The sequence below is a fragment of the Actinomadura oligospora ATCC 43269 genome, from assembly GCF_000518265.1.
In the GTDB taxonomy this organism is placed as follows: Bacteria; Actinomycetota; Actinomycetes; order Streptosporangiales; family Streptosporangiaceae; genus Spirillospora; species Spirillospora oligospora.
Genome location: NZ_JADG01000009.1, coordinates 76545 through 88628, shown reverse-complemented (window position 1 = coordinate 88628; position 12084 = coordinate 76545). Strand labels below are relative to the sequence as shown.

The 12084-nt window shown below is 72.7% G+C and carries 7 protein-coding genes; all 7 read right to left on the bottom strand.

Features of this window, described 5'->3' with window-relative positions; translation table 11 throughout:
- Positions 1–14: 14 nt before the first annotated feature.
- The 7 genes from P696_RS0114665 to P696_RS0114635 all read right to left on the bottom strand — a co-directional run bounded on the left by P696_RS0114665 (position 15) and on the right by P696_RS0114635 (position 11875).
- Positions 15–776, bottom strand: a complete 762-nt coding sequence (locus P696_RS0114665; RefSeq protein ID WP_026412931.1) for a Crp/Fnr family transcriptional regulator — start codon at positions 774–776, stop codon at positions 15–17.
- Between the two features lie 142 nt (positions 777–918).
- Entirely contained in the window at positions 919–1971 is a 1053-nt protein-coding gene (locus P696_RS52460) for a toll/interleukin-1 receptor domain-containing protein (RefSeq protein ID WP_051467606.1), read from the bottom strand.
- Positions 1972–1999: 28 nt separating this feature from the next.
- Positions 2000–3040 (bottom strand): hypothetical protein, encoded by a 1041-nt coding sequence (locus P696_RS45525; protein ID WP_157429717.1) that lies wholly within the window; start codon positions 3038–3040, stop codon positions 2000–2002.
- Between the two features lie 3 nt (positions 3041–3043).
- Positions 3044–4087, bottom strand: coding sequence for a protein kinase family protein (locus tag P696_RS0114650; protein ID WP_026412930.1), 1044 nt, complete (start codon positions 4085–4087; stop codon positions 3044–3046).
- Positions 4084–6333 (bottom strand): hypothetical protein, encoded by a 2250-nt coding sequence (locus tag P696_RS0114645; RefSeq protein WP_026412929.1) that lies wholly within the window; start codon positions 6331–6333, stop codon positions 4084–4086. Before P696_RS0114645 ends, P696_RS0114650 begins: the two co-directional genes overlap by 4 nt.
- Entirely contained in the window at positions 6321–9506 is a 3186-nt protein-coding gene (locus tag P696_RS45520; RefSeq protein ID WP_051467603.1) for a tubulin-like doman-containing protein, read from the bottom strand. Before P696_RS45520 ends, P696_RS0114645 begins: the two co-directional genes overlap by 13 nt.
- A gap of 17 nt (positions 9507–9523) precedes the next feature.
- On the bottom strand, positions 9524–11875 hold the full coding sequence (locus P696_RS0114635; protein ID WP_170026460.1) for a vWA domain-containing protein: 2352 nt from the start codon (positions 11873–11875) through the stop codon (positions 9524–9526).
- Positions 11876–12084: the final 209 nt, after the last annotated feature.

The following is a 12084-nucleotide window of genomic DNA, read 5'->3' as shown; positions in this document are numbered from 1 at the left end:
TGGGCGGCGTGCGGTCAGCTGATTCCGTACTCGGGCGGAATCTCGGTGATCCCCGCCACCGAGTGCAGCGCCGCCCAGTCGCGGACCACCATGTCCTTGTACCGCCAGTGCACCACACCGTCCCGCCTGAGCTCCCTGATCCCGCGCTGTACCGTGTCGCGGCTGAGGCCCGCCAGGCTCGCGATGTCGGTGTGCGTGAACCCGTGCACGACGGTCCCCACGACGGGCGGCCCGTCCGCCTGGTCGAGGGCGCCGAACTCACCGTGCCGCAGCGCGAGGAGGAGCAGGGTGCGCGCGATGCGCACCTGCGTGGGGGAGCTGCCGTGCTCGACCCGGTGCCAGGTGGCGTTCCGGAGCTTGGCCGTGACGACCCGGGACACCGCCAGCCACGCGTCCGGGTTACAGGCGAGGAACTTCAGGAACGGGGCCTGGCCGATCCGGCGGACCACGCACGGCCGGATGGTGGTCACGCTGGCGAGGCGAGGGCTGCCGTCCAGCACCGCGAGCTCGCCGACCAGGTCTCCGGTCTCCCGGATCGACAGCAGCACGCTCTCACCCTCCTCGGTGTGACCGACGATCTTGACGCTGCCGTCCTCGATCAGGTAAACGTCGAGGGCGACGGTGTCGCCCTCGGTGATGATCGTCTCGCCGCTGCCGATCTGTCTACGGGTGCCGAGCTCCAGCAGGCGGTCACGGGTGGCGGGGGGCAGGGTGCCGAGCAGGCTCCGCTCCGGCCAGCCGCGGAGAGGATAGGGATGCCTGGCGTCTGCAGCCATGGACGCACCTCTTCGGGAGCTGTTCACCGAACACCGACGATAGTTCGATACCCCGAACCGGTCTTGAATCTCCGGTGATACATCACCGGGTTCAGCCGCGTCATAGGAGCCGGGCCGAGGCATGGGGGAGCGGACCTCCGCGTCACACGGACGGTTCGGCGCGCAGTGCGCGGGCCAGCAGGTCGATGCGGGATTCGTCCTCGGCGTGGGCGCCGGTGAGGTCCAGGGGCTGCCGGATCGCCGCGAGCTCGGGCAGCGAGACGTCCTCGACCAACACCGGGACGAACCGTCCTCCGCCCGGAGCATGGACGCGGCTCAGCAGGGCCGCGTAGTCGTCCATGACCTTGGCGTTCGCCAGCGCCGCGCGGCTGAACAGCAACACCCCGTTCGGCGCGGCGGCGATCGCCCGCTCCCGTTCGTGCAGGATCACCGATCCGATCTCGGCCCAGGGGTCGATGTAGACGGCGAGACCCCGGTCCCGCAGGCGCAGCGCCAGCCGTTCGGCCAGGGTGACGTCCTGCTCGGCGAAGCAGATGACGGCGTCCACGCGTCCTTCCGGTGCCGTCGCGAGGTCCGGGAACGGCGCGGCGGTCTCCTCGGCCGGACGGACGGTGTCGGGAAGGGAGAGCGCGTGCGCATCGTGCCCCGGGACCCAGACCCAGGCCGGTTGGTCGAACTCCTTGTTGACGACGCGCACCTCCCGGAGTTCCTCGGCCGGGAGGCGGGTGTGGCCCTGCCTGATGGCGTCCTCGAAGATCCGTTCGGAGTAGGCGACCGCCAGGTCCGCGTCGGAGGCGGCGAGCATGGCCTTGAGCACCGTGCTGTCGCACAGCCGGGCCACCGCGACCACCCCTGCGCCCAGGTGCCCGTTGGCCGCCGGGACGGCGACCCCATGGTGCAGGGCCAGCCGCAGCCGCAGCCGTGCGCTCGCGGCCACGTCCCGGTTGTGCTCGCGCAGCGCGGCGGCGAGCTCCCGGGGAAGGTTCTCGACCGTTTTCGGCTCGGACTCCCCGGCCGGAAGGACGGCCAGCTCGCCGTCCCCGCCGGGCTGCCGGAACCAGGTGCGCCGGGCCAGCCCGGCGCGTTCGGCGGCGTCTTCCAGAACGCGCAGCAGCCCGTTCTGGATCAGCCCCTGCACATGGTCGTTGGCCGAGCCGTATCCCTTCGCGTCCACGGCGACCAGCAGATGCCTCATGTCCTCTCCTCTGTTCTCGGTGGGCAACTCATGTTCCGATCCGGGCGGCTTCGGGTGAGTCGAGCACGCCGGTCATCGCGAGCAACGCGACCAGCGGTCGCAGCACCCGGCTCGGATGCACGCCCAGGTCGAAGTCGCCGCCCTCGGTGCGGGCGTTCGGAAGCGGGTTCGCGCCGGTCGCCGTGGCGAGGTGCAGGGTCGCGCGGGCGCATTCGCGGTATGGGCGCGTCCAGGCGTGTGCCCCGCGCTGGTGAAGGTAGGCATAGACGTCCGCGCTCTCGCGCAGCGATTCGTCCGCGGTGAGCACGTGCGTGTCGCGGCGCAGCCACAGCGCGAGCGGCTCCTCGAAACGTAGCCGGTCCGCCTTGGTGAGGACGATCGCCGCGCTCACCTCCGGTAGCCGTCCGGATGCCCGCAACAGGTCGAGGACGGCGCCGAAGGCGGGTTCGCGATGCTCCGAGCCGTCCAGGCGGGTGGGATCGGCCACGAACACCAGGCCGTTCGTGGCGTCGATGAAGGCGGCGGCGTCCGCGACACGGGTGAGCGCGTCACCCGCGATGTCGAACAGCGCGACCGGACGCGGCGTCCCCCCGTTGCGCGCGACCACGAAGGCATCGGCGAACATCATCTGGTCGGCCGGGGTCGGGGAGAGCCGGCGCGCCTCGGCGAACAGCGGATCGACCTGGTCTCGCAGGTACTGCTGGTGCAACAGGATGTCCAGCGGCCAGCACGACAGGCCATGGTGGCGGCTGAGGTCGCCCCGTTCGATGGCCCTGACCATGGCGGCCAGCAAATGCGTCTTGCCCGAACCGCGCGCGCCCACGAACCCGAGCACGACCGGTGGGCCGAACTCCCCGTAGGCGGCGGGCAGATGGTGTTCCGTGGGCTCCGGGCTCGGGCATCGGATCCGCGCGGTCCGGCGCAGCCTGGCTTTCCGCTCAGGCCCGGCGTTCAGCGGGATCGTCAGCTCGACGTGCTCGCCCGTCTCGGCGTCGAGCCGGTACAGGGGCGGATCCCGCCAGTCGATCTGCTGGAGGCAGACCGGGCACGACACCCATTTCTCCGTCACGGGTCACCCCTTGATCAGCAGGACGGTCAGGACCAGCAGTGCGATCGCCGAGGCGGCTATCCACAGCCAGTGCGAGGAGGGCCGGGAAAGGACGGGGAAGGACGGTCGGCCTGTGGCCCGGTCGGAGTGGCCAGGCTCGTCGGGCGCATCCCCGACGTCGACGGGCTTCAGGCCACGGACCTCGTAGAACTCACGTCGTCCCTGGACCAGCGCCGGGTTCGGCTCCAGTCCGTAAGGCACCGGGTCGGTGGCCCCCACGCGGCACACCATGTCGGCGACCGTCGGCCGTCGGTCAGGCGGGCCGAACACACCGTCGAGCAGCCTGGCCAGGCCAGGTGGAAAGGGGTGGGCGAGCGATGCCGACGAGGCGCCGGAGATGTCCGGCTCCTCGCCAGTCGCCATGAAGAGGACGAGGCGTCCCACCGCCCACAGGTCGTCGCGGTCGGTCACGTGGCCGTCGACCTGCTCGGGGTGCTGTTCCGGGGCGCGCCACGGCGGCGGTCCGCCCGCCACCCGCGGCTCGCCGACCAGCGCGGACCGGCTCAGGTCGGTGATCTGCACGCGGTCGCCGTCCCAGCGCACGGTTTCCGGCCCGAGCGCCCGGTGCGCGATTCCGGCGGCCTCGAGCATCCGGACGCCGGCGACCAGGCTCGCCTGGAACCGGCGCAGATCGTGTGGCAGCAGGCGGCCCGCCTCGGTGCCACACGGCATGCCCCGGCACGGCTCGACGAGCGCGAACGGCTCCGTCCCGGCCACGTCATAGCCGATCAGCCCGGCCACCTCGGCCCCGGCCAGGCTCCCGACGCGGCGGTGCAGCCGGAGACCCGCGAGGATCTCGTTGTCCAGCAGGCGCAGGCTCGCCGCCGAGCGGGTGGCCGGACGCAGGAGCCGCCCCTCGAACACGCCTTCCGCCGTCTCCAGCCTCACCCGCTGGACGCACAGCCCGGGCGCGCGGGGCACCTCGTCCGCCACCAGCTCCGTCTCGGCCGTCACAGGATCGCCGTCGCGGGCGTCGGTGAAGCGCAGTTGCGCGTTCGGCGGGTTCACGACTTTCCTCCGTGGTCGGTTCCGAGGGCGTCGTCGGACGGCCAGTGCCGTCGGACCAGGTCGGGAGGTACCGGGACCAGGCGCAACGTGCCCGCGTGCCGTGACGAGCGCACCCACAGCGTGTCGGCCGGGCAGACCCCGACCAGCGCGCGACGGGCCGCACGTGGAGCGAACCGCACCACGGCCGGAACGGTCTCGGCCCGGTACAGCAGTCGCAGGTCGTCGGGTCCGAGGAGCTGCCACATCACGTCCTCCGCACTGCGCGCGACGTCGGGGCGCACCGCGAGCGCCTCCTCGTCCGGCATCGGCGCGGCGTCCTGGCACGCCGCGAACCTTGGCGGTTCGAGCGTCCCCACGTGGCCGACGTGCCGTTCCCACTCGTCAAGCAGCGCGGCCGTCACGGTCATGGCCCGGTCCCGGTAGGCCCCCGGAGAGTCGGCGGACAGCTCCTGCCGGCATGACGCGAGGACGGCCTGCACGAGGTCCCGGAGATAGTCGGACACCGCCGACCGCGACGCGCCGCTGGATCCGTTCGAAGGGGTCCCACTGTGCAGCGGGTGCGCCCGGCGCAGAGTTGTGGCGTGCCGTCGCAGGGCCTCGCGGACCCCCTCGGCGGCGGCTTGCGCTCGGACGGCCTCGTCCATCGTGGCCCGGTGATCGGCTGCCCGGCCCCATTCGGACACCAACCGTGCGGCCGTGGCCCTCAGATCCTCGAGGGCCTTCGGCGCTTCCGCCAGGCCCGTCTGGACGGTCCAGCGGCGGCACTGGACGCGCCATGTCCACAGGGCCGTCACCCCGCCGAGGACGATCGCCGCCGGAATCGCCCCCAGCTGCACCAGCTCAGGGACAGGTGGATGGAGAACCGCCACCAGGAGAGCACCGACGAGCCCGGTCGCCGCGTTCGCGGTGATCGGCGCCCTCCGCTTCTCCCAGGAGGGGCGGACCGGCCCGCGAAGCATGGTCAGCGATATCAGAAGCGCCCAGAGAACAGTCGTCGCGATCCCCGCGCCGACCCCGAAGGGGCTGGTCGCGGCCAGCGCCGACACGCCCAGGCCGACGGCGGGCAGCCACGGCTGCTGTGGCGTCGGCGATGTGCCGCCGAGGCGGTTCAGCAGAACGGTCGGGCACGCCCGCTCCAGATCGGCGTCAGCGTCGATGACAGCGCGGATGTGCCAGCCGGTCAGGTCCCGGAAGCCTTGGATGAGGCCGTCGAGCGTCGCGTTCCGGGCGAGACTGTCGGTGACATATCGGTCATATCCGACCCTGGTCAGGGTCGGATCCATACCGCGGGTCTTGGGCAGGGCGACGCCCTGGTCCCTCAGGATCCTGCTCTGGTGTCCCAGCGGCTCGACGTCGGGCGGGACCTGGTTGAACAGCCACATCCACCGTGCCCGCAACGCCGTCAGCGCCGATCCCGCTTCGGCGGCGGCCCCCGCGGCCGAGGCCTCGCCGGACGAGCCTGACCACAGGAGCGAGGACTCGCCAGGCCACCGAGCCGCGGCGATCGCGCTTACAGCGCGTCCGGCCCGTTCATCGGCCCTGTGCAGCGGACTACCGGCCCGTAGCCGGCCGCCCGCCACGTCTTCCGGCCCGACCCCGTGCCTATGTTCGGAGGCGTCGCGAGGGTCGTACTCCGCCTCGGACGCGACCTCTACGGCGGGTGGCGGACCCGGCTCCAGCATCCGGGTGATCGCGGCCATCAGGGCGTCAGGGAACTCGGAGGCGTCCGGCAGCGCCCCGGCCAGCCGAAGGCCGGGGTTGGACACACCGCCGGGGACGGCGGCGGCCAGCTCGCCGGCCCGGTCGAACACCTCCGGAATCCGCAGCAGTTCGCGCAGCCGGACGAGGCCCGCGTCCGGCTCGTTCCAGCGCGCCGCGACCGTGCCGTCCCGCATCCGCCAGTCGTGGCCGCCCGGGTCGAGAACCCACAGCAGGCCGGAGTCCTGCCCTGTCAGCAGCGGTTCCGGCACGTCCAACGCGACCGCGCCGTCCGCCGGACGGCCCACCGCCACGCACATCATCCGCCGTACCAGGGCCGACCGGTGTAGCAACGCGAACGCCTCCGAGTGCGACACCAACCGAACGGTCTCGTCCGCGACCAGCAGCCGCCCCGTCACCGAAGTTCCCTCGAGCAGCGCGCGAGTGCACCGCAGTGCCTCCGAGGCGTCAAGCCCGCGCAGGTCCAGCTCCCTGACCGCCGACCAGCCCCCGGCCGCACGCGCCGCTTCAGGGCTCAGCCCGCCCACTCGCTTACTCCCGGTCGTTGGGCGGACTCGGCTCGCTCCAGTTCCAGCAGGTTGCGGCGTATCGCGTGGACCTCGGTGAACTCGTGGGCGAGCGCCGCCGGCAGGGTGCACGTCCAGAAGCCGCGCAACTGCGCCGCGTGCGCCTGCGCGGGGGGATTCAGTTCGGGGGCGAGTTCGTCCAGCGTCACGATCTCCTCACCCGCCAGCGAGACGAACAGCCGGTAGAGCTCGTGCGGCGGCACCGGACGGGTATCGACCCCGTCCGGGACCTCCCGCATCAGCCGTGCGCAGAAGTCGCGCCGCAGTTCGCTGTCGTCGGCGAAGGAGCACATCTCGTAGGCGCGCAGCAGAGAACCCCACGATGACGCTCGGTCCAGCGGCTGGAGCCGCAGGGTCATGGCGACCTCGGGGCTGAAGCGCACCTTCACACTGGCCGGGGACGCCGGATCGCCGTCCACGGTCACCCGGCCGTTCCACATCGCGCACAGCAGGCGGTGCAGGATCTGCACCCGGTGCTCCTCCCGCGTGGCCAGATACCCGAAGTCGTAACCGGTACGCTGCCGCCATCTCAGATAGTCCTGCGGCAGCGGGCGTTCCAGCGCATCCGCCCACGCCCGCAGCACCTCCCGCACCTCACGGACGTCGGTGATCCCCATCGAGGTGCGGAACAGCACGACCGAGACGGTCTCGGCGGCGCCGTGGGTGAACTGGTAAACGGCGTCGTCCTCGCCGGGCAGAGCCAGGGTTCGGCGCAGGTACGCGTCGATCGCGGGGTCGGCCGCCGCGGCCGGATAGCTGACCAGCACCTTGAGGACGCCGCGGCCCTGCGGGGTGAAATCGGGCGGCACCAGGCCCGCCAGTTTCGCCCGGAACGGCGCGAGTTCCTCCTCGCCGAGCCGCCCCGGCCCCTGCCCCGCCGCCTCCGTCAGCAGATCGCCGAGCATGGGCAGCAGCGGTCCGCGCTCCAGATCGGCATGCCGGAAGTGGCCCTTGACCGCCGTCGCCAGCCGGGCCTTGATCCCGTCCACGGCGCGGGTGGCGGTGTCGACGCCGCTGTCGGCCTGCAACGAGGCGAACGCCGCCCGCCAGCCGTCCGTGCCGACCAGGGCGTTCAGCAGCTCACCGTCGCGCGCCCCGGCGGGCAGCACCCCCGCCGCCACCTGCGCCTCGGTGATCCGCCGGAGCACCGTGCGGTGGAACCGGTCCAGGTTCCCGCCGTCCGGCAGAAGGTAGGACTGCCCGGCCCGGGACCGGCACAGCCGCTCGGCACGGCCACTCTGCCGGTCCCGTTCCCTGCGGGCGCGGTCTTCCATCGCGTCGGTGAACGCGCGCAGCATCGCCTCCGCTCGCTCGAGCTGTGGCCGCCAGCGCGGGGTCAGCCGCGACCACGGCTCGGTCCACAACACGTTTGTGCGCCACTCGTACCAGGCGTCCTGGTCCTCGCGGGCGCGGACGGGCCCCGGGTCGCTCCACCGGGCCGGCATGAACCCGCCGCGGCGATCGTGCAGATCCGGGATTCGCGGCCTGCTGCCCCCGCCGTCCAGCTCCGGCGGCTCCGGGGACTGTCGGCGTCGCGCCAACAGCCCGGACGCGCCGAGCCGGTCGAGCGCGCCCGCGAGCTCGGGATGCCCGAACGCCGCGCGCTGCGCGCGGAACGGGTCGTGATCACCGAGCAACTCGTCCAAACCCCGCACCGGGTCGAACCCGGCGACGAGATCGGGCACCTCGCGGTCGAGCCGGGCGCGCAGCAGGTCCAGTCCGCCGTGCATCTGGGCGGATCGGTCGGACAAGGCCAGGGTGATGTTCCGGGCGCCGCGTGTCGGCTGCGGCTCGTCGAAGTCCTCCGCCGCCCGGGCCAGCAGCTCGTGTAGCCCGGCCGCGGCGAAGAACCGCTCGATCGAGTCCCGGTTGGCCTCCGCCGCGCCGGGCGGGGCGGCCAGCTGTGCCACACCGTCGGCGAGCAGCCTTTCCGCGACCAGGTCGGCCAGCTCGTCCACCGGGACGCCGAGCGACGCCACCAGCGCGGTGGAGACGCCCCGGTCGCCGATGCCGTCGGGCGCGCGCGTCTGCCGCTCGACGGCGGTGTTGATGAAGCTGTCGGCGAACGACTGGTACTGCTCCCCGCCGTTCATGGCCTGCTCGTTCGGCCTGGTGCCGATCAGCGACAGCACCAGCGAGGCCACCGAGCGCCGCAGGTCCTCCGGATCGATCCCAGCGGGCCGCGTGAACAGGAAGGCGGTCTGCGTGACGCCCGGCCGCATCGCCACCCGGACGGTGCGCTGCCCGTCCGGGTGGCGCACGGCGACGTCGTCCGGGGGACGCTCGGAGCGTCCGTTGAACGCGTGCAGGGCCCCACCCTCGTCGCCGGAGTTCTGCTGGTCCACGAGCCGGAACAGATCCAGCAGGGCGCGCGCCGCGTTGAGCTGGGCCGGACGGCCGCCGCCCAGCCCGTCGGGGAAGGCCGACGGCAGCAGCACCAGCGGGTAGATCTTCGGCCGTAGCGCGGTGCGCTCGAAGCGCTGAGCGACCAGGTGCAGGATGTCGTGGAAGAGCCCGGCTCCGGTGCCGCCCGCGACAGAGAACGCCACGAAGACGTCAACGGCGGCGGCGTCGGCTCCGTCGCCGTCCGCCAGCGCGAACAGGTCGGCGTGCGCCGTGCCCGAAGCAAGGCCGCCTATCGCCTTGTCCAGCTCCCGCACGACCGGACCGGTTCCGTCGCGGAAGGACTCGAAGAGCACCGCACGGCCGATCGTGGGCAGTTGCCCGGCTCCTCGCGTCAGCGGCGAGACGCGCGGTTCGCCGGATGCGGGCGGCAGCCAGTCCACCGCACCCGGCATCCAGAGCCGCAGGTTGCGGGCCAACTCGGGGTAGGTGTCCGCGCGCGGCACCAGCCCCCGGAGATAGTGCGCGGTGGCCCGGGCCGCCGGGAGGTGCGCGGGGTCTGGGACGACCTGCGCGGGCAGCCGCTCCAGCTCCGCCTGGCTCACGTCGGCGTACACGAACCGCAGGCAGGACGGCAGCTCGTAGCGCATCGCGTCGCGCCGCCGCCGGAACTCGGTGCCGTCCGGGCCGCAGATCTCCTCGCGGAGCCGACGTTCCAGCTCGGCGCCGATCCGGCAGCCGCTGCCGCCGAGTCCGACGAACATCACCGGGTGATGCAGCTTGATGGTCACACTGTCTCCAGGGAGGGTCAGAGCCACTTGTCTTCGGGTGGGTCACGCCACGTGGAAGCGGGGAGCGTCCCGGCGGTCGGATCCGGGTGCGGCTCCGGGCTCGGGTCCGACTTGGCCTCGTCTTCCGAGGGAACGGCGGATTCCAGCGGCGGCCGGAGTGACTCGGGGCGCTCGGGGCCCCAGAGGAGCCGGTCGAGGAACGGGACGGAGAACGGGCGGCGCGAGTCGTCCTTGAAGAGCAGCCGCAGCCCGGGCTCGAGGCGGTCCTCGCCCGTGCCGATGTCGGCCATCACCGTCCGCCCGTCGGGGCAGCGGACCGCGATCCGGCCGTCCCGCGTCCGGCGCATCTCGAACGCCTGGTCACCGACCTTCGCGTGGGCGGGCACGCCGTCGCGGAAGGCGAAGCGGAAGACCTCGGGCCACCGGCCGTCGCCACCGGCGCGGATCTCCCTCGCTTTCGCCGAGCCGGTCGTTCCCAGGGCGCCCCCGACAGAATCCCGGACGACCTGGACACGCAGGCCGCGTACCGAACGCCGGGACCGGCGTGCCCGGCGCACCATCATCCAGGCCATGCCTGCCGCGACCAGCAGCGTCCCCCCGATGAAGATCGCGGTGGCGTTGCGGGCCCACCAGCCGGGGGGCTTCCGCACGCTCAGCGTCCGCTGCCGGGCGACGTAGACCTTCGTGGGGTCGGCGTCGTCCACCATCTGCACCGTCAGAGCGGCGCGGCCGAGGACGGATCGGCGGTCGACGAGGACGGCGAAGTCGTCCAGCGAGCCGCCCGGTGGGACGGTCACGGCGGCGGGTGTCGTCAGGCGCGCGCCGAACTCCGGGGGCGCGTCCACGACGATCCGCGCGCGGACCGGACGGGCCGTGCGGTTCGTCATCCGGAAGGTCCCGCGCACCGATCGGCCCGGATGAACCGTCGTGCCGCCGTCGAAGACGACACCGCCTGCGACGTCCGGTGGGCGGCCGGCGACCTTGACCAGCGCGGTCGGGTTCGCCTCGGACCGGATGCCCTGGGCGGCCACCGAGCCGGTGAGCGTCACATCGCCGGGCTCGGCGGGCAGCTTGAACGTGCCGGAGTACGTGCCGTCGTGCGCGGTCTCGTCCGGGGGCACCCCGTCGTCGTGCACGGTGACCGGCCGGGGCGTGCCGACCGGACGGCCCGACGCGACCACGCTGAAGGCGAGCTTCCCCAACTCGGCCGGATCCGCGACCCGGCCGAGCCGGGTCAGAAGAGACAGCCGCACCGTGACGGTGCCGCCGGTCTGCGCTGTCGGTGGCTCGGCCACGAGCGTGGAACGGATCAGCCCCTGGTACAGCACCGTCGCGCTGACCGACGTTGCGGCCGTTCCAGGTGGCATGGTGAGCCTGACCCGCCACGTGCCGTTCAACGGCGCGGCGACGCGCAGGGCCTCGATCGTGCCCCGCTGGCCGCTGCGGGTGAACGTCGAACCGTCCCGCGAGCCGGTGCTCGGCGCGACCGCGCCCCTCGGGTCGATGAAGTCGACCCGAACCCCTGAGTTCCCCTTGGCGACGGTGAGCGTCGCGTTCGAGGCGATGTCGGGGACTTGGAGACTCAGCTCCAGCTTCCCGCCAGGGTTCAGCGTGCCTGAGTTGCTGGGGGGCGCCACGTAGCAGGATGCGGTGGCGTACGCCTCGACCAGCGACCGGACGACCTGCCCCGAGTCGTGGACCACCCGGGCCCTTGGCCGGGAGTCGGGCCGCTGGTCGCACGCCTGCTGCGAGCCGGCCGCCGCGAACGCGTCGAGGCTCGGCCGGTCGACCTCCGGCCCGAATCCCAGCGGCCAGATCTGTACTCGGCCGTCCCGGGCACGCTGGAACAGCCGCTTGAGCCGTCGTTCCGCCTCTGCGTTCCGGCTCCCAGGGCCGTAGGCCGGGGACCTCGGCACGTCCAGCCGCCCATCGGTCAGCAGGAAGATCGTCCTGACCGCGCCAGCCGGCGAGCCCGTCGACAGGATCGACAGGGCCGCGTCGAGCGCGGCGACGTGGTCGGTGTCGTTGCCCTCCGCCGCCGTCCGCCGATGCAGGCCCTGGACGCAACCGGCCAGGTACTGAAGGTCGCCCGCCGTCCCGATGACCGTGGGGCGGCAGTACTGGTCCACGGCGTGCTCACTGCCGCCGTTGTCGCTGCCGAACCCCACGACGGTCACGCGGGTCCGCGGGTTGAGGCCGCTCTGCGCGATACTGGCCGCCGCCTCGATCTCCTGCCGGACGTCCTGGGGCTGCAGGCTGCCCGACTCATCCACGGCCACCACCACGTCCAGCGGTGTCGCCTCAGCCGCATCGGCCCACGCCGAGGACGGCGCGACGAGAAGGACGGCCGGGGCAAACGATGCGGTCACGACGAGGGAGGCGGCCAGAACATGCGGAATCCGGCTCGCGCCGTGACGCCCCCACCGCGCGCCGAGCCGGCCTGCCCGATCGTGCTGGGAACCGGATCGTCGCTGTACTCGTGCCATCGTGCGTACCTCGTGAGCACCGAAGGGCTGGCCGAACCCGGTGATCCGGATCCGGTGTCGTCAACGATGCTGCCAAGGACACGCAGTCGAGA

What these genes read in the sequence shown, in the direction of transcription:
- P696_RS0114665 (WP_026412931.1), bottom strand. Translation starts at nt 776, where the DNA reads ATGGCTGCAGACGCCAGGCATCCCTATCCTCTCCGCGGCTGGCCGGAG.
- P696_RS52460 (WP_051467606.1), bottom strand. Translation starts at nt 1,971, where the DNA reads ATGAGGCATCTGCTGGTCGCCGTGGACGCGAAGGGATACGGCTCGGCC.